The sequence below is a fragment of the Argonema galeatum A003/A1 genome (genome assembly GCF_023333595.1).
In the GTDB taxonomy this organism is placed as follows: domain Bacteria; phylum Cyanobacteriota; class Cyanobacteriia; order Cyanobacteriales; family Aerosakkonemataceae; genus Argonema; species Argonema galeatum.
Map to the genome: position 1 here is coordinate 37,578 of NZ_JAIQZM010000041.1, position 17,798 is coordinate 55,375.

At 46.7% G+C, this 17,798-nt stretch carries 16 protein-coding genes and 1 pseudogene; 4 read left to right on the forward strand and 13 right to left on the reverse strand.

The window, feature by feature from the left end; all coding sequences use genetic code 11:
• Positions 1–269 precede the first annotated feature (269 nt).
• Positions 270–809 carry a phycobiliprotein lyase gene (locus LAY41_RS27645; protein WP_249105118.1) on the forward strand — a complete coding sequence of 180 codons (540 nt, stop codon included), beginning with the start codon at positions 270–272 and terminating at the stop codon, positions 807–809.
• Positions 810–871: 62 nt separating this feature from the next.
• On the opposite strand, the gene LAY41_RS27650 is transcribed toward LAY41_RS27645, so the two are convergent.
• Together LAY41_RS27650 and LAY41_RS27655 are read right to left on the reverse strand one after the other, a co-directional pair.
• The gene (locus LAY41_RS27650; RefSeq protein WP_420840355.1) at positions 872–2,626 is read right to left on the reverse strand and encodes a diflavin flavoprotein; all 1,755 of its coding nucleotides are present in this window, start codon (positions 2,624–2,626) and stop codon (positions 872–874) included.
• A gap of 351 nt (positions 2,627–2,977) precedes the next feature.
• Positions 2,978–4,696: a diflavin flavoprotein gene (locus LAY41_RS27655; protein ID WP_249105120.1), complete on the reverse strand. Its 1,719-nt coding sequence runs from the start codon at positions 4,694–4,696 to the stop codon at positions 2,978–2,980.
• 112 nt (positions 4,697–4,808) lie between these two features.
• On the opposite strand from LAY41_RS27655, the gene LAY41_RS27660 reads away from it, so the two are divergent.
• Positions 4,809–5,561 (forward strand): pantothenate kinase, encoded by a 753-nt coding sequence (locus LAY41_RS27660; RefSeq protein ID WP_249105122.1) that lies wholly within the window; start codon positions 4,809–4,811, stop codon positions 5,559–5,561.
• Here the strand turns inward: LAY41_RS27660 and LAY41_RS27665 are convergent.
• Both LAY41_RS27665 and LAY41_RS27670 read right to left on the reverse strand, forming a co-directional pair.
• Positions 5,558–6,385 (reverse strand): alpha/beta fold hydrolase, encoded by an 828-nt coding sequence (locus tag LAY41_RS27665; protein WP_249105124.1) that lies wholly within the window; start codon positions 6,383–6,385, stop codon positions 5,558–5,560. The two genes, LAY41_RS27660 and LAY41_RS27665, sit on opposite strands and share 4 nt — an antisense overlap.
• A 106-nt stretch (positions 6,386–6,491) precedes the next feature.
• A complete protein-coding gene (locus LAY41_RS27670) occupies positions 6,492–6,947 on the reverse strand; it encodes an NUDIX domain-containing protein (RefSeq protein WP_249105156.1) in 456 nt (151 codons plus the stop codon).
• A gap of 418 nt (positions 6,948–7,365) precedes the next feature.
• Between LAY41_RS27670 and LAY41_RS27675 the strand changes: the two are divergent.
• A pseudogene (locus LAY41_RS27675) lies at positions 7,366–7,515 on the forward strand (hypothetical protein); the annotation flags it as partial.
• Between the two features lie 187 nt (positions 7,516–7,702).
• The gene (locus LAY41_RS27680; protein WP_249105126.1) at positions 7,703–7,891 is read left to right on the forward strand and encodes a hypothetical protein; all 189 of its coding nucleotides are present in this window, start codon (positions 7,703–7,705) and stop codon (positions 7,889–7,891) included.
• A 466-nt stretch (positions 7,892–8,357) separates the two neighbouring features.
• Here LAY41_RS27680 and argH read toward each other — a convergent pair whose 3' ends face one another.
• The 9 genes from argH to LAY41_RS27725 all read right to left on the reverse strand — a co-directional run bounded on the left by argH (position 8,358) and on the right by LAY41_RS27725 (position 17,608).
• Positions 8,358–9,779 (reverse strand): argininosuccinate lyase, encoded by a 1,422-nt coding sequence (argH, locus tag LAY41_RS27685; protein ID WP_249105128.1) that lies wholly within the window; start codon positions 9,777–9,779, stop codon positions 8,358–8,360.
• Between the two features lie 96 nt (positions 9,780–9,875).
• Positions 9,876–10,118: a hypothetical protein gene (locus LAY41_RS27690; protein WP_249105130.1), complete on the reverse strand. Its 243-nt coding sequence runs from the start codon at positions 10,116–10,118 to the stop codon at positions 9,876–9,878.
• A gap of 95 nt (positions 10,119–10,213) precedes the next feature.
• A complete protein-coding gene (locus LAY41_RS27695; protein WP_249105132.1) occupies positions 10,214–11,749 on the reverse strand; it encodes a PP2C family protein-serine/threonine phosphatase in 1,536 nt (511 codons plus the stop codon).
• A gap of 284 nt (positions 11,750–12,033) precedes the next feature.
• Entirely contained in the window at positions 12,034–13,839 is a 1,806-nt protein-coding gene (gene ftsY / locus LAY41_RS27700; RefSeq protein WP_249105134.1) for a signal recognition particle-docking protein FtsY, read from the reverse strand.
• 43 nt (positions 13,840–13,882) lie between these two features.
• Positions 13,883–14,512 carry a transcription antitermination factor NusB gene (nusB, locus tag LAY41_RS27705; RefSeq protein ID WP_249105137.1) on the reverse strand — a complete coding sequence of 210 codons (630 nt, stop codon included), beginning with the start codon at positions 14,510–14,512 and terminating at the stop codon, positions 13,883–13,885.
• 140 nt (positions 14,513–14,652) lie between these two features.
• Entirely contained in the window at positions 14,653–15,354 is a 702-nt protein-coding gene (locus LAY41_RS27710; RefSeq protein ID WP_249105139.1) for a DUF502 domain-containing protein, read from the reverse strand.
• Positions 15,355–15,598: 244 nt separating this feature from the next.
• Positions 15,599–16,498 (reverse strand): glycosyltransferase family 2 protein, encoded by a 900-nt coding sequence (locus tag LAY41_RS27715; protein WP_249105141.1) that lies wholly within the window; start codon positions 16,496–16,498, stop codon positions 15,599–15,601.
• 104 nt (positions 16,499–16,602) lie between these two features.
• Entirely contained in the window at positions 16,603–17,433 is an 831-nt protein-coding gene (gene hpsJ-B, locus LAY41_RS27720) for a hormogonium polysaccharide biosynthesis protein HpsJ (RefSeq protein WP_249105143.1), read from the reverse strand.
• Between the two features lie 19 nt (positions 17,434–17,452).
• Positions 17,453–17,608: a hypothetical protein gene (locus LAY41_RS27725; protein ID WP_249105145.1), complete on the reverse strand. Its 156-nt coding sequence runs from the start codon at positions 17,606–17,608 to the stop codon at positions 17,453–17,455.
• Between the last annotated feature and the right edge of the window lie 190 nt (positions 17,609–17,798).

Below are 17,798 nucleotides of genomic sequence, written 5' to 3' on the forward strand. Positions count from 1 at the left end.
CAGAGTAAATTCACACTTAGGTGATATTGTCAATTACGGAAAATGCCTCTTTAGGGGGAAACCGTTCCCGATTCTGGTGGTGCAATGTGGTAATAGGATGCAGTAGCGCCCGATCGCGTCTAATATCAATCCCAGCAAGTAGAAAATCTGTATTGCAGGATACTGAAGCTGAGAGTTATTTCTAAGATACTTCACGAAAAGAAAAAATTGCGAAGTACTGGGCGACCTTGACACGCAGTTTAAATTACTTTCCACAAGGACTGGTTTCTGTGACATCACTACTACGCATTTCCCAAACAGCTGAAGAATCCTTAATTGCAGCCTTTTTCCGGGAATCGGAAGGCAAATGGCGTTCTGAACGACGCTACTATACCCTGCCGGAGGGAGAAACCAAAGAAATGGTAAGTATCATCGCAATTGAATTTTTGGAAAGAGCAAGTGAAGAACTGCGCCAATTGGCACAGCTGCATGGTTTAAGTGATGAAGCGTGTTTAAATTGTGGGGCTAAAGTCAGTTGGGAAAGCAAAGATTCCGTGACAGAACGCAAAGAATCTAAGGGTTCTACGCTGTTTGGAGCATTGGGAACAACACTGTATCGCGATCGCGGTTTTGCCACATCCAAACCAGTCACCGCCGAATACTACTTCCCCAATCCCAAAACATTGTGTTTGCGGACGGAGTACAACGGATCTGTGTTTGAGGAAGAATTAAAACTAATCGGTACAAACTACCGCACGAGGCAAAGCATCATTTCTCGCGCTGGTGAGCAGTTAATGATCGGTCAGTATTTGGAAAAACGAATTTATTAATTTTAGATTTCAGATTTCAGATTTCAGAATTTAATCTAAAATCTGAAATCTAAAATTTAAAATTAATAATGGCTACCAGATTTGCGATAATGGACAGCAGTCACACCATCTGGATGTAGCACTTTGCCGTTTTCAATGCTTGCATATACTACCCAGTGGTCGCCAGATTCCATGCGGTTTTGGACGGTACATTCCAGATAAGCAAGAGCGTCATTTAAAATGTAACAGCCATTACTAGCTTCTTGAGTGGATATCCCAGCAAATCTGTCTTCAGCAGGACTAAAGGGTTTTAAGAAATGCTTCCGCAATTCCTTCCCCTCTTGCAAAATATTCAAAACAAATTTATCTCCTGTATGAGTTAAAGACTCAACAGCACGGTCTTTAGCAACAGCAACAGTAAGACCTGGAGGATTAAAAGTTGCTTGAGAAACCCAAGATGCTAACATAGCGCTAGAAATCTCTCCTCGCTTAGCTGTTAGCACGCAAAGGGAACCAATAACTCGTCCCATCGCTTGTTCTGTACGATCGGTTTGGGAATCGCTAACTCGTTGTCTGGGAGTAGCAGCTTTTTTAGCTTTTTTCAAAGTTTGTGCAAAATCAGTTCCCGCTTCTTTGCACTGTTGTAATATTACATCGGTAGGTTTGAATTTGGCGCGGATTGGTTCAAATCCAAAACGATAACCAGCATCTCTTAATTTGCCTTCAATTAAATCAACAGCTTCGCCACTCCAACCATAAGAACCAAATACACCAGCTAACTGAGTTTTTGGTGCTGTGGATAGCACAATTCCTAATGCGGTTTGAATTTGGGTGGGTGCGTGACCGCCAAGGGTAGGAGAACCAATAATAAAACCAGATGATTTTTCAATTGCTGCTTGAATTTCTGCTGGTTCGGTAAATTCGCAGTTAATTGATTCTACAGCAACTCCTGCTTTGGTAATACCTTTAGCAATTGCTTGCGCTAAGGTGGCTGTGTTGCCATAAGCGGAAGCATAAATTAAGGTAATTGTAATGTCTTGATTCTTTTGCAGCTGGTTCCATTCTCGATAAAACTGAGTTAGTTCTTTCAGGCTGTAACGCACCAACGGGCCATGAGAAACTGCGTATAATTTTACTGTTAAATCTGCCAGTTTATCGAGTGCTGTTTCTACCTGTTTTGCCTGGGAAGCGTGAAGGCAATCATAATAAAAGCGCCGATCTTCTGATAGGTTTGTCCAGCCTTCATCAAATACTTGATCGCCACAAATATGTGTTCCGAATAGTTTATCGGTATATAGGATTTGTGTGAGCGGATCGTAGGTGCAAAGGGAATCTGGCCACCGAGGGGTAGGAGTGGGAATGAAGCGCAGTTGATGACCTTTACCTAAGTCTAAGGTTTCTTCCGCTCGAATGACGATAATGTTTAAATCGTCGTTTTGCAGGGTGGAACGGAGTGCGATCGCACCTGGATTAGAGGTAACAAAAGTAATTTGAGGCGCTAATTCTAGCAACGCTTTTAGTGTTACTGAACGGTTGGGATTGACGTGCCCTAAAATTACATAATCTACTTTTTTGAGAGCGAGGCGTTTTTGTACGGCTTCCAAATAAATCGCCGTAAATGATTCACCCGGAGGGTCAATTAGGGCAGTTTTTTCTCCCTGAATGACATAGGAATTCGCTGTTGTCCCTTTTTGCAAAGAGTATTCAACTTCAAACTTAAGCCGATCCCAGGTGCGGGAGCGCAGGATTAATGTATCTGCACCGATCGGTATTACTTGAACATCTCGTTTTTTAGTTTCTTGCATAGGTTTGGTAATTGGTAATTGGTAATTGGTCATTTTTTATAATAACCCATTGCCACTTAATAAGTTTAGTCTTCATGTAGTAAGCGGTTATTGTTTTCACCCAACATAGAAACTATTGCTTGTTTCTCTAGGCTAGGTAAATAAATTATCATTTGATTCAGATATTGCATCTTTTTCCATCCGCTTATTTATAGTTGATAGTCTATTTAATTTTGCTTATAATTCAAGCTTTGAACAATCAATTTATCTTATTTATTGCATTTAATTTGGCGTCTTTAATTCTAAAAATGTAAATTTATCCCTTTTCTAGTTGATAGTTAAGAGAAAACTAAATCTAAAAAAGGACACAAAGGAAACTACTATCTTTGTGTCCTTTTTTATTACTTAGTAGTGATTGCCTACTTTCCGATGGTGAACAGCAGCCAAAGCTTCTGTCTTGGAAACTCGTCCTACGTCTATTGTCGCGTACACGATGTAGTGATCGCTCAATTCCATCCGACTGGCAACTTGGCATTCCAAGTAAGCCAAAGCATCTGTTAAAATCGGGCAACCATTGCTATCGGGTTGAGTTTTTATACCTGCAAAGCGATCGGCCCCTGGTGGGAAGCGCTTGAGGAAATGTCTCATCAGCGCTTGATAATTTCCTTCTTCCAGCACATTCAGCACAAACTTGTCGCCTGTGTGCATCAGGGATTCGATCGCTCGGTCTTTTGCTACCGCAATCGTAACACCCAAGGGTTTGAAACTGGCTTGAGCGACCCAAGAAGCAAGCATAGCACCGCTGACATTGCCTTTTTGAGCAGTAATGATGTATAATCCGCCGCTAATCCTTCCCAAAGCTTTGTCGAGATCGTTATCAAGGGATTTCATTTGCTTGACGGTGCGATCGCGACTCAGCCATTGGCCCATATCTGTCCCCGCTTCATCACACAACTGATAAGTTGCATCATTTGGCGTTTCTTTGACCAAAATAGCTGGGAATACTTCTGTTAGTCCCAATTCCTTAAACTTATTCCGCAGGGGATAAACTGACTCATCATCTCCACCGCCAGACTCAAACAGCCCGATCGATTGCTTCGATTTGGCAGCAGCTAAAATGGTACTTAATCCTGTTTGGGCATTTTGATTTGATGTGGGTATCCCACCAATGATTAAACCAGTAGCGGTATCCACTAATTCGCGCACTTCCTGGGGATCTGCTGTCCTCAAATCCATCATTTCTACGGCGACGCCAGTTTTGGTGATCCCGTGAGAGATCGCTTGGGAGAGAGGATCGCTGTATCCGTAATCTGAAATATAAAATACGGCTACATTTGTCTCTGCTTTAGTTTGCGCTTGACTCCACCGCCGGTAGCGACCCGTGAGTTCTTCAACGTGGTAGCGCAACAGGGGGCCATGACCTGTGGCGATCGTACCTATTTCTGGCAATTCCCCCATCCGCTTTAAGGCAGATAGCACAGAACGGGCATTTGGCCCCATCAGGCAGTCGTAATAATAGCGGAAATCTTCATTAATCGCTGCCAAATCCTCATCAAAAGTGCGATCGGAACAGTAGTGCATCCCAAAGGCATCGCAGGTAAAGAGGATACTGGTTTTACGATCGAAGCTGAAGCTGGTATCGGGCCAGTGTAAATTTGGTGCAATCACAAATTCTAATTCGTGACCTTTACCTAGATCCAGCTTGTCGCCATTTTTGATTATCCGCCGCTTAAACGGACTGTGTACCAAATCCTCTAAAAACTGGATTGCCACCTTTGACCCTACCACAGTGACTTCAGGAGCCAGTTCCAGCATATCTTTGACTAAACCGCTGTGGTCTGGTTCGGTGTGGCTGATAATTAAATAATCTATCTCTGCTGGGTCGATCAGACCTGCAAGGGTGTCTAGATACTGTTGGCGAAACTTGGCGTGGGAAGTGTCAACTAAAGCAGTTTGCTCGCCTCGAATTAGAAATGAATTATATGTGGTGCCGTTTTGCAGCCCAAATTCGATGTCGAAGCGATCGCGATCCCAGTCTAGCGATCGAATCGCTGTCGTTTCGGGCGCAATCTCGATCGTCTGCATTGTCAGCCGCTTTTGGGTTCTTTCGGTGAGCGCTACCATATCTAGTCTCCTTCTTGACAACCCACAGGTTTTTGTCTGACTTTATTGTTACATGAATAAATTGTAACGATTTATTGAAAAACCTATAGTTAAGCTAAGAAAAACAAAAGTTGTGCAACCGCAAAAAAATTTATGGTTAGCATTGGCGATCGGCAATACAAGGCTACACTGGGCTTTGTTTGCTGACGGAATCCTTGAGGAAACGTGGGATAGCAATCATCTTGGGGAATCGGAGAATTCGCCGCTTTTATTATCTCCCCCTCTCTGCCACTCCCCCTCCCCGCCTCTTTATTTGGCTTCTGTGGTTCCCGAACAGACAGCGCTTTGGCTCTTTTACCCAGAAGTTCGCGTGATTAGCTTAGACCAAGTGCCACTGCTTGGAGTTTATTCCACACTGGGAATCGATCGCGCTTTAGCTGTGTTGGGTGCTGGAAAAACTTTTGGTTGGCCGATACTGGTGATGGATGCCGGTACAGCCTTTACCTTCACGGGTGCAGATGGGGCTGGGCAGCTGGTCGGTGGGGCGATTTTACCTGGATTGACGTTGCAGGTAAAGTCTTTAGCTCAAGGAACAGCTGCCCTGCCGGAAATTGAGTTACCTGCAACTTTACCGCCACGATGGTCGCTAAATACAACATCAGCTATTCAGAGCGGTATAATTCACACGGTTTTAGCTGGAATAGCCGATTTTATGGAGGCTTGGGGGCAAGAGTTTCCAGAAAGTCGGATTGTTTTGACAGGAGGCTCAAGCACGTCTATTCTCTCCTATCTGCAAGCTTTATTTCCGCTCTTAGCTGCGAAAGTGACTGTTGACCCCCACCTAATCTTTTGGGGAATGCGATCGATCGTCATTGCTAATGACTAATGACTAATGACAAATTGACGAATATACTTCGCCACCTCATCGGCTAGTTGTTCGGGTAAATCATTTGAGCCTTCAGAGAGCAACTTTAGCTGCGCTTCGGGAGCAAGCTTGGCGTAGGCTTGATTGAGGGCTAAAGCTGTGGGATTGTCTTGCTCGCTTTGCAAGATCAAAACAGGAATTTTCAGCCAAGGCAATCGTTCTTGCAATAACTCGGCTTCAATTTCTGAGCTACGTCGTTGGAAGAGTAGCTGGCAGGCTGCCGGTGATTCCAGCATTTGTTGCAAGGGGTTTAGTAAATGCCTAATTTTCTCTACCCAACCAAGAAACTTGTATTTTGCCAATTTTCCCAGAGTCGGGATCGATCGCAACAACCAAGACACTAACTTTTCACGTTCCATCAACCACCGCGCCCACCACCAGTTTCTTCTCACCCCCTCAACTTTCACTCCTTCAGGTGCCAGCAGCACTAGCCCGCCAACGCAATCCATATATTTCAGAGCATAGCTGGCAGCAATCCAGCCCCCAAGCGAGTGACCGACTAAATAAACCCGTTGTAAGTTCAACGCCTTCAAGTACTCAGCCAGAAACTCTAGCTGTAGCTCGATCGAATAGTGAACATCCGGTTGTTCCGATTCCCCAAACCCCAGTAAATCTGGTGCTAAGCAATGGTATTCCAGACTCAAACGCTCAATTACTGGTAGCCACTGATTGCCATCACTCCAAGAACCGTGTAGAAACACCAAAGTTGGCCCTTTACCAACTTCACGCCAGAAAATTTTCCCGCAAGACAACTTCAGCCGGGAATTGCGTAAGGGTAGAGTCATGCTGATTTATTATTCAGTTAGACAGTGGCATTTGACTTGCTTATTTTAGTCTGGTATTCCAAACAAACAACCATCAGAGTGAAAAGAGCCAAAACCAAGGTTCAGCCTAAGCTATGGTTGTTACACCGTCAAGATAATCTTTTAACTGTCGATCGTGGTCGTGGCTGAGGTGACCTTTTGGCAGAGACTCGATCGCAAAAGCCTGGACTTCACTGATTTCTAGCGTATCCCGAACCTCCATAGTTCCCTGCGCTTCTACTTCCACCACTACGGAAATGGAATGAACTCTGGGGTCGCGATCGGGTGCTGAATAAACACCGACCAAGCGGCGGATTTTTACCAGTTCCAGACCTGTTTCCTCAGCCAACTCTCGTTCTACTGTCAGCGGAATGTCTTCACCCCAATTTACAATGCCGCCCGGTAAACCCCACTGTCCGGTATCGCGGCGGCGAATCAGCACAATTCGACCATCCGGCAAAATCGGGATGATTGTCGTCCCGGCGATCGGATGGTGAAACAAAATACCTAACACAGTTTGGATAAACTGCCATAATCGAAGCATAGGCACGGTAGGTGGCGGCAAAACTGGAAGGAACTTGGACTGTCCACGATAGTTTGTCAGCTGAAGCATCAAAAAATGCTTTTTCTGTTAGATCGTTTCCGGTTGATTATACTGCACCCGGCCTATCACTTCCCTTTTTGGGCATTCTCCGATCTGGATCGTGGAAATCCCTCGGTGAAGCTTTTTGATTTTTGGCCGCAGGCTGTTATGATCTACAGAACGCATACAATGTCGGTTACGTCAGTAGCGGCCTGCTGCCTTGAGGCTTGGTTACTCAGTTTGATGTTTTTTCATCCACCTGAAGGCAGATATTCCACCGCCAAAGGCTTTTGGTTGTGGAATTCTACTTTTGGATTCGCTTTGTCACGGTACGTTTTGAGAAGTTTCTAGAAGCTTTAGTTTCTTAGAAGTCTCTACAGGTAAAGCCCGTGGCTTTCGTTTCGTGGCAATGGTTAAACCAGATGACGAAGACTCAGCTATATCTGCCCTTGATGGTGCAGAATTGATGGGCCGTCAATTGCGAGTTAACAAAGCAAAACCGAAGAAGGACGATCTGGGTCTTACCTAGATCTGGCTCTTAGACCGCTTCTCGCTGGGCGGTCGCCGCGCCGCTCCCTGAAGGAATCGGCGCTGCAAGTTTTAGCAGCGGTTGAGTTCAGATAATTTCATCGCGCAGGTGTTTGGGCACCGATCGCATCGGCAATAAATCCTGTAATGCCCAAAGTAATTTTGTGTCGTTTATTAATGAGGTCAAAATGTCCAAGCGCCGCAACCCCAAAAAAGAAAAGGCGCAGCGCAATAAAGCCTACGCTCGCAAGTTTCGCAAACATCAGAGTACAGGTCGTTTCTCCAAAAACCAGCGCTGGAAAACTGGGAAGAATAATCAAGGTTCAACTGATGCTCAAGATGATGACGGTGAGAAAGACGATCAACGGCAGTTTTAGCTCGATCTAAAAGAAGCCCCACACCTTATCTATTGATTAGATTCGGTTAGGGCGTGAATTTTGTGGCGATGACAGAATTTGACCGCGCCGCAAGCCCACCCATAAGAGGGGTTGGGATAGGCGCTGCGGCTTGAGCCGCTTTGAATCCCCAATTTTGGCTCTAAGTAATCGGACAGAATTAATTACAATATTGGTTCTTTACTGGGTAAGGCTTGTAGCCAAAATTTTGTGTAATTAATTGTCTCCCACTACTTATTGCGTTACAATTCAGTTGTCAGTACAAGACATTAAAACCTGCCCTCGGACTGAGGGGAAGTTACGCTTGAGGAGCTTGCTGAAAGGCAAGGATAGCAGACCCGCCATTTTTGGCAAAAGGATTGCGCCCAAGAACCCTAGTAATAGGGGTATTAAGATAGAAATATCTTAAGAATCCCATCCCCTTCAGGGGTGGGAGTGTCAAAGCATCTCAGGTTAAGGCGAGTCGAGACTTAGCTGTTTGAATTGCTTGCTTTACTTGGTCGAAGCCAGTACCGCCATAACTATTGCGGGCTGCTACTACTCGCTGGGGTGCGATCGCTTCATAAATATCTGCCTCGAAGCTTGGGTGCAATGCTTTCCATTCTTCTAAAGTAAGATCCTTAAGCAATTTACCCCCGGCGAGGCAGGTTTTCACGACTTTACCCACCAAGTTATAAGCTTCGCGGAAAGGTACACCTCGTGCTGCTAGGTAATCTGCCACATCTGTGGCATTGGAAAAGTCTTCTGAAACAGCTTCTCTGAGGCGATCGGTCTTAAATTCCAGTCCTTCCCGCAGGAGGATAGTCATAGCTTCCAGGCAAGCGTTAACCGTCTTAACGCTATCAAAAAGGGCTTCTTTGTCTTCTTGCAGGTCTTTGTTGTAAGCCAGGGGAAGCCCTTTCATCAACACCAGCATAGCTTGCAGATGACCAAAAACCCGCCCCGCTTTTCCCCGCACCAGTTCTGGAACGTCGGGGTTTTTCTTTTGGGGCATGATGCTCGAACCAGTAGCACAGCTATCTTTTAGGGTGATAAAACCGAATTCCTGGGATGCCCAAAGGATCATTTCTTCGCTCATGCGGCTGAGGTGAACCATAATTAGGCTGGCGGCGCAGAGGAATTCGATCGCAAAGTCGCGATCGCTCACTCCGTCCAAGCTATTACCATAAACGCCATCAAAATGCAACTCTTTAGCAGTGTAATGTCGATCGATCGGGAAGGTAGTACCCGCTAGTGCCCCACAGCCCAAAGGTGATATATTTACGCGCTTTTGGATTTCGCCCAATCGCTCGTAGTCCCTCTGTAGCATTTCAAAGTAGGCTAGGAGGTGATGAGCTAAACTAACCGGCTGAGCGCGTTGCAGATGAGTGTAGCCGGGAATCAAAGTTTCGACGTTCACCGCTGCGATGTCGATCAGCACGGTTTGAAATTCCCGCAACTGGCTGCGGATTTGGTTAATGCGATCGCGTAGATAAAGCCGCGTGTCTGTTCCCACCTGGTCATTGCGCGAGCGGGCCGTGTGTAACTTTTTACCAACATCACCCACAATTTCCGTGAGGCGACGCTCCACGGCAAAGTGGACATCCTCAGCATCTATACCTGGTTGGAATTCCCCTTGACGGTATTCTTGACGAATCTGTTCTAAACCAGCGACCAGCTGTTCGCCATCTTCAGGAGAGATGATGCCCGTGCGAGCCAGCATTTTACCGTGCGCTTGGGAGCCAGTGATGTCGTACTCAATCAGTTCTATGTCAAAACCGATACTAGCATTGAAACGAGCGATCGCCGGGTGTAGTGCCGATTCAAACCTCTGGCTCCAGGTTTTGGCTGTAGGATCGCCAGCGGGTTGTTGAGTGAGTTCGGTATCCAACTTTTCCTCTTTTTTCTAGGACTAGCCGTGTTTGTCAGGTAAAAAGTAGCGAATTTAGGATGAGTTCTTTTGCCTTTGAGCAGAGGTGAGGTAACTTTATACCATCCCTCGAATAAAGTAGCCCACAATCACCCCCACTACCAGCGCCCAGATTTGGCCTGACTGAATGAAATAACCCCAAGCTCTTTGCACTTGTCCGACAAGATCCGGGTCGCTGACTTGTTGAGCGAACAATGTCACCGAGAGCGGCAGCTTGGATAGTAACACCGACACAGAATCCATCGAATGAGCCTGGGTAGCCCACCAATTGGTCATTGCTTGAATTGCATTAACGACCATCGTTATTCTTTCCTCACGCAAATGGAGTTTTGGTTATTAGGTACTGAGCCCACCTTCTAAATCAGAGATTATGGCACAAATAAGACAATACCCACTCAGCTATTAGCAGGTGGAACAATTTGCATTACCACGAGTGTCATGTCGTCCCCATTGCGATTTCCTGGCCCAATAAATTGCTGAACTTGCTCAAAAAGGTAATCTAGAATTGTTTGGGAACCCTGACAATGCTGACAGGCTCGCTCAAAAGCGCGGAGCAAGTTTTCCTCATCGAAGCGCTCTCCACGATCGTTAGCCGCTTCTGTAAACCCATCTGTATAGTAAATTAAAGTATCGCCAAGAGCCAACTGCACCTGACCCTCCTCATACTGGGAATTGGCATCCAAGCCAATCAGCATACCCAAGGTATCTAAACGCTTAACCGATCGCGTTGATGCCTGCCACAAGAATGGAGGATTGTGGGCAGCATTGCTGTAATAAAGGATACGAGTTTGAAGATTATATTCTGAGTAAAATAGGGTCACAAACCGATGGGAATTTTCCAGATCGGCATACATAACCTGATTGAGATGTTGCAGGATGCGAGATGGAGAGTGACCGTTTAGAACTTCTGCCCGTAGCATTCCCCTAGTCATGGTCATCAGCAGCCCAGCCGGGACGCCTTTGCCCATCACATCTCCTATGACTATAGCCCAACGTCCATCTGGAGACTCTTGATTGGAGACTAGAGACTCTTGAGTGGGTAGTTTCTTCTGCTTCTGTGCTTCTGTCTCCCTCTGCTCGTCCTTATCAAAGCTTCCCTGGTGGTGAGGCGATGTGGGGATAAAGTCGTAGTAGTCTCCGCCCACGCGGTTGGCAGGTTGACAGCGAGCGGCTAGTTCGATGCCAGGAATTTTAGGACACTGGCGGGGGAGCAATCTTTGTTGGATTTCGGCACCAATTTCGAGTTCGCGATCGAGGCGTTCCTTCTTGCGTAATTCTACCGTCAGTTCATCGTTTGCGATCGCTACCCCTGTTTGATCTGCTACTAACCGAACTAACTTCTGTCGCGTTTCCGTCCAAGTGTATTCGGGATCTCGACTGAAAACATACAAACGCCCCCTCTCCACTTGCTTGATTAAAATTGCCGTCCCGAACAAATGTATATCTGGCCCTAAGTACTGGGTCACCTGCTCATCAAGAATAGCCAGTCCTCTCTCTTGGGTGGATGTTTCCTTCCGGTCAAACTGTGCAAGCACTGCGGGTGTCTGCGGTGATGTTTTTAGGCTGGTTTCTCGAAGCTTATTAGTTGCTGTTTCTATCGCCTTCCGTATATCGGCACCTCGAAGATTACCTTGGCAATGCAGCTGCTCTAGTCTAACTTGACCGTTCTGTTTTAGAAGCACTAAGGCACTCCCGTCGGCATCTGTGACTCGCGTTGCCATCAACGGGATCAATTCCAAAAACTGATTTAGATTGTTAAAACTTCGCAGTGCAAACCCTAATGAACTTAACAAATCTTGAATTTTGTGTTGTTCCCGATGCAAACGCGCCACCAGTTCTTTGAGGGCAAAGACTGGTGTGACTTCGCCAGAGGCGTCGCTATGGTCGTCAGACGATTGAGAGGAAGGTCTTGGCAGGGGCACAGCAGTCATTGGCTCGGCGGTTAAGAGTAATTAATCAAGCATAGGAAGAATTTCAGATTTCAGATTTTAGATTTGTTTGAATTTTAAATCTTAAATCTTAAATTAGGTATTAGAGCCTGTGCAAGGCTAACGAAGAATATCAGATTTAAGATTTCAAATTTGTTTGAATTTTAAATCTTAAATCTTAAATCTGAAATCTGAAATTAGGTATTAGAGCCGCCATTATACCGCTAATAAGCTGTTCTGCCAATAGTCTTTATGATTCTTAATTCACAACTCAAAACTCTTGTAGGCTAACCACTCAGCAGGGCTTCGATAAACTCATAGCTGGAGAAGGGACGTAAGTCTTCAATGCCTTCACCGGCACCAATAAAGCGGATGGGCAGACCCAATTGCTGCACTACTGCTAAGGCAACGCCACCCTTGGCAGTTCCATCCAGTTTAGTCAGCACGACGCCGCTTAGTTTTGCTGCTTCTGAGAAAACTTGGGCTTGGCGCAGACCGTTTTGACCCAAGGTGGCGTCTAAAACCAGAAGAGATTCAACGTGAGCCTCTGGAGCTTTTTTGTCAATGATGCGGCGAATCTTGCTGAGTTCCTCCATCAAGTTTTTCTTGTTCTGGAGACGGCCTGCGGTATCTACCAGCAGCAATTCTGTGCCCCGCGCTTTGGCTGCTGCGATCGCATCAAATACCACAGCGGCTGGGTCTGTATTTTGTCCCGGATTGGCTACCACTTCCACCCCACTCCGCTGACCCCATACCTTCACCTGCTGTACCGCTGCTGCCCGGAAGGTATCAGCTGCCCCAATCAGGCACTTATAGCCAGATTTTTGGGCGAGATGGGCAATTTTGCCAATTGTTGTAGTTTTACCGGCACCGTTTACCCCGGTAATCAACCAGATATTGAAAGTTTCTTTTTCTGGTGCAAAGGTGGCTTGATAAGATGATTTATGGAGGGGGGCATTGAGCATATCTCGCAGGATCTGCTTGAGGTAGGCAAGAGCTGCATCAGGTGGCAGTGCTTGCTCGCGCAACTTGTTTTGTAGCGATTTTATGATATAATCTGTTGCTTCTACGCCGACATCGGCTTGCAACAGCAAAGACTCGATCTCCATGACCGCATCTTGATTGAGCGGCCCCTGACCGACGATCGCTTTTAGCTGATTGATCAGGTTACGGCGAGTTTTGTCTAAGCCTTGTCGCAACTTCTTGAGCCAAGTAATTTCTTCTACAGAAACATCTTCAGGACGACGACCTTGGGAAGCGAGAATTTCAGCCGACCATAGGAACCCGTCATCAAAGACAACTCCCGGAATTTCTGCTGCTGTTGCAGACCCAGTTACGGCAACGACTGGCTGGACTTCCGGTTCTGATTCTTCAATGGCTGTAGCCTTAAGCCGTTCTAAGCGTGCTTGTCGGTCATCCCGCGCCCAAAAAGGTAGTGGTGCTGTGGCTGCAACGTTTGTTTCTTGAACTGTGGAGTCTGGAACGGTTACCTGTTCTTCTGCGGGTGACGCCTGGGCGACGGCTTCTTCCTGTGAAGTTTCAGGAATTGCCGATGACTCTAGGGCGGTTTCTGTAATTGTAGTAACTTTTTCTACTTCAGGCGTGCCAGTGTCGGAAGTTGCTACCTCTGCTGCGGCGGCTGTCTCAAGGAGTTCCAGTTCTGCTCTTACAGCGTCTAGGGCAACTGTTGTCGAAATTTCTGCTTCGGAAGTTTCTTTTTGTGTCGGTATTGTTTGAGACTCAGATAGAGGCTCGCTCCTCTGCCCCTCTGCCCCTCTGCCCCTCTGCTCCTCTGCTCCTCTGCCCCTCTGCCCCTCTGCCCCTCTGCCCCTCTGCCCCTCTATCTCTTCGGTTGGCAGCTGAGGTTCTGTCGCTGTTGTGGCGGTTTGTGTTTGTTGCTTAGCTTGGATATTTTTATAGGCGGCTTTTGCCCAAGCCAAGTAGTCTTCAGCAACTTGCTGCTGAGATTGCTCTTCGGGCCGATCGGATGTATCTGATTCTGGTTGCTGTTCTTCCTGTGCGGATGAAGCCGCTTTATCCGGCGGTTGTTCTTTACTGTCGCTATACTGGCGGCGGAACCAATTAAAAACCATAGCACCTACTTTACGGGTTGGCAGAACTGGTGAAATGCTGCTTTTAACTTAAGGGGGATTGTGCTTTGACTCGATCGCTCACTCGACGCAAAACCCCGTTGATAAAACGATGGCCTTCCTCACCACTGTAGCGTTTAGCTAGCTCTACCGCTTCATTAATGGCGACTGGTTCGGGAATCCCTAAATACTTCATTTCGCATACTGCGATTCGGAGTATATCTCTGTCAATCCGAGCTAGACGATTTAATTGCCAATCGACCATTGCTTGAGTTATGACCGCATCAAGTTCGGCTTTCTGGGCATTAACTGTACCGATAATTTGCACTGCGTAGTGGCGGACATCTTTTTGATTGGATAGCTGGATAAATTCTGGCAACTCCACAGATGCACCAACGCGGTTGATCGCGATTTGAGTCAGTTCTATGGCTTCTTTTACCATAGCCCTAGCACTTTGTAAATCTATGGCGCGGGTTTCGCTATTTAAGAGGCGATCGCTCCCGCGTTGCAGTTCCCCAGCCGCAGCTTCCAAACCATCTTTAACTTCCGTACTCAAAGTGCGGATAGCCGCCACAATCAGTTCGGGTATTTGCTGTTCAGATAGTTTCTCTGGATTTCCAGATAGCTGAGACAGGCTTAGCAGCGCTAGTTCGCGAGAAATTCGTCGAGATTGCATTATGTTATTTGTAATAAATCCTGGGTAACGGGGAATTTTAGATTTTAGATTTGTTTTGAATTGACGATTTTAAATCTGCAATTTTAAATCTGAAATTTTAAATTCCCTTTAGTCAATTACCAAGCTGAACTTTCTGCACTTCATCTTTCCTCAAAGATAGGCTGTTCCAGCTTCCGATCTTGGAAGGGCGGAAGGGATGACATAGGAGTTAAGGGACTGGGACTAACGATGCCACCAGAGATAATAACTTTAAAGGCATCTTCCACGGAAATGGCGAGATCCACGACTTCATCTTCTTGGACGATCGCATACCAGCCTGTGGCGGGGTTGGGGGTAGTTGGGATGAAAACACTGAGCATCGTCGATCTGGATAGGCGAGCCTGCATATCGCTGCTTAGCTCTCCAGTGACAAAGGCTAAAGCCCATATCCCCCGGCGTGGGTATTCCACTAAAATTACGCGGCGAAACTTCCCGTTAGAATCCTTCAGTAGGGTTTCTAGGAGTTGTTTGAGGGTTTTGTAAACCGAGCCAGCCAACGGAATTGCTTGCAGTATCCGCTCACCAACATCTAGCAACCACCGCCCAGCAAAATTTCGGGCCATCAACCCAATCAGCAGAATACATAGCAGGGGTACCATAAGTCCCACAGCTAGATTCACCAGGTTGAGCAAAATAGGATGGAGATCGTCAAAAGGATTGAGTTGCTTCGGAATGCGGGTGAGAAAATTGATCACCCAAGTCGCGATCGTAATCGTCAGCCAAATTGTGGTAGCCAGGGGAATTACTACCAAAAGACCTGCAATCAGGTCATTTTTTAAGTCCTGCTTCAAGCGTTCGATCACAGATAGCCCACTCTCTTTTAACCAGATGGGAAAATTATAGAGCCCACACAGCGACCCTTCTCCCTTACCCTAACTTACCCTACGTTGACACTCGCTGGCTAAGGTTAGGGAGTCGCCGCCCTGCCGAGCCTCCAAAACCAGACGTAAAGGTTTCCTTCATCCGGCTTTTGGGAAAAACTTACAGCCTACAGGGGCTGGAGATGATGGTATCAGAATTAACATTTGTCCGCATACTGTTTTCTGCCTAACTTGAAGGACTAACCTCAGCCGGATCGATAACTTTACCTTCTCGATCGACAGAAAGCTTCCCCGATTGGTCTAAATAAGGGGTAGGCAAATGCTTCATTTCCCAGACCTTGAGCAAAATCAGATATTCGTAGAAAGTTTGCAAAGTACACCAAGCAAATCCCGCCCGCCCATCCAAACAGCCGCCCAGCAGAAAATACATATAGAAAAAGCGCAATAGGGGTCGTCCAGGTAAACGCAGCGACAAATCTTTGAGGGCTCGTCGTCTTTCCACTTCCGAAGAGCCAAAAAACAACTCTCGCCAATTTACTTTTCCGTTCTCCAGCTGGCGCAGGGTTTCTCTGGCTTCATCCGTGGAGTAGCGATTGTGCTTCTCTATCCAGCGACTTAATCCCTTGCTATTGGTGTAGTGTGGATAGGTTTCTTTCAGAAAGCCCGTTTTGCCATCACAAACTTCCCGTTCTGTGTGACCGTAATCGGTAAACCAGACTTTGTCCTTGCGGAAGAGGCGCAGTTGGTAACGGGGGTATTGGGTGCAGCGCCGAATCCACTGACCCATGAACATGACTCGCTCGGCTGCATAGTAGCCGATATATTCCTGACTCTCAATTGCTTTGAGACATTCTTGAAATAGCTCTTGAGTCATCCGCTCATCCGCTTCCAGGATGTAGACCCATTCGTGTTTGGTGGGAACGGATTGCAGCATCCAAGTCCGCTGAAGTCCGTGGCTTTCAAAACGGTGCTGCACTGTCTGGACCCGATAGCGGCTGGCAATCTCCACGGTGCGATCGCTGCTGAGAGAATCCACTACTATAACATCGTCTGACAGCAGAGCCGACTCGATGCAAGCAGCGATATCAATTTCTTCGTTGTAGGTCAGGATATAAATCGAGAACATGAAAAACTTAGGAGTTAGGGAAAAGAAGGGATCTCACTAGATACATAAACATTCCAAGGTTCTACTGACGATCGGTAATTACGTCATCATCCAAGAAACGCCGACTAACGCTTGGGCGCTTTCGAGGGCCCCATTTTTGGAGACGACAGCACACCGCTCAATCCAGTCCCGGTGATGATAAAGTAACCGATCGCCAAGAACAAACTGCTAAGGCCAATTTGCACCTGGGATTTCAATGCTCCCATCTTGGCCTGTTTTTCCAGTTGTTGCTTGCGATCGCGAACTTGGGTTAGCGTTTGATTGCTAAAGTCTTTGGCTTGCTGTTCCAGATAGTCGTCCAGCGCTCTTGGGTTGTCCTTAGATTGCTGGAGAATGTTTTTGAGTTGGTCGGGGACTTGTCCGCTTTGAAGTGCTTGATTTAACCTCTGGTCGTCTTTGAGCAAATCGCCGATTTGGGTTTTAATCTGGGTTCTTCGCTGTTCTACTTGAGCCCTAAAATCTGGACTGCTAAGCTGAGTTTCGGCTTGAGAAGCCTGCTGCTGGATTCGCTGGAGCCCCTCATTGCTAGCCAGACGAACATTGTTAATGTGCAACGGAGCCACTAGCAAAAAGACCAGCCCCAAAATCCCTGAAAGCACCAAAGCTCCTAATTTCACCAATTGCCACGGTTGACCGCTTCCTTGACCGTCTACCCGCTCGTCCATCCAAGACCCCAGGAACAGCAGCGCCATACCCAGCATAGGAATGAATCCTCGCTCAACTAGCTGGGTAGTCGCACTCAGTTGCCACCCTCTATCCAGGGGGCTAAAGGGTGGGCTAGAGGGAATTAAAAGCGTTACAGTGTCCAGCAGAAAAGACAAAATCAAAATTGTGCCTACAAGCTTTGAAATCAAAGCAGCTGGCGCGGAAATTAGACGGTTTGCAGATCCTTTCATAAGTTTCTTTGTAAGTCAGTTATGGTTTACTTCCAAGATGCTTGTTAGCTATATCTAGTTTGTCATGGCTTCTACGCTTATTCAGCATCCCTTCTGCCCGAAGTGCTGCCCGACGGCTAAGTCTGGCTTCTGCTAAAATATTTGCTTCACAGACTTTAGCCTGTAAGACACTCACTCCAGTTATTGAGGTGGGGAGCTGATTCCTAATCGCCATTTTTTAGGATAAAATTGGACATTACGCCATTCGACGGACAATGCTGCGATCGTTTAAGACCAAACTGAAGCTTTCTATACTTCGCACGGGCATAAATGGGCGAAGCATTCCGTGAATAATTTGTTGGTTGAACCCAAAGATCTTTGACGGA

Bases quoted from the DNA above. Each gene is read 5' to 3' on its own strand.
- LAY41_RS27650 (WP_420840355.1), bottom strand. From the start codon at position 2,626: ATGACCAATTACCAATTACCAATTACCAAACCTATGCAAGAAACTAAA.
- LAY41_RS27655 (WP_249105120.1), bottom strand. From the start codon at position 4,696: ATGGTAGCGCTCACCGAAAGAACCCAAAAGCGGCTGACAATGCAGACG.
- LAY41_RS27665 (WP_249105124.1), bottom strand. From the start codon at position 6,385: ATGACTCTACCCTTACGCAATTCCCGGCTGAAGTTGTCTTGCGGGAAA.
- LAY41_RS27670 (WP_249105156.1), bottom strand. From the start codon at position 6,947: ATGCTTCGATTATGGCAGTTTATCCAAACTGTGTTAGGTATTTTGTTT.
- LAY41_RS27680 (WP_249105126.1), top strand. From the start codon at position 7,703: ATGTCCAAGCGCCGCAACCCCAAAAAAGAAAAGGCGCAGCGCAATAAA.
- LAY41_RS27690 (WP_249105130.1), bottom strand. From the start codon at position 10,118: ATGGTCGTTAATGCAATTCAAGCAATGACCAATTGGTGGGCTACCCAG.
- LAY41_RS27695 (WP_249105132.1), bottom strand. From the start codon at position 11,749: ATGACTGCTGTGCCCCTGCCAAGACCTTCCTCTCAATCGTCTGACGAC.
- ftsY (WP_249105134.1), bottom strand. From the start codon at position 13,839: ATGGTTTTTAATTGGTTCCGCCGCCAGTATAGCGACAGTAAAGAACAA.
- nusB (WP_249105137.1), bottom strand. From the start codon at position 14,512: ATGCAATCTCGACGAATTTCTCGCGAACTAGCGCTGCTAAGCCTGTCT.
- LAY41_RS27715 (WP_249105141.1), bottom strand. From the start codon at position 16,498: ATGTTCTCGATTTATATCCTGACCTACAACGAAGAAATTGATATCGCT.
- hpsJ-B (WP_249105143.1), bottom strand. From the start codon at position 17,433: ATGAAAGGATCTGCAAACCGTCTAATTTCCGCGCCAGCTGCTTTGATT.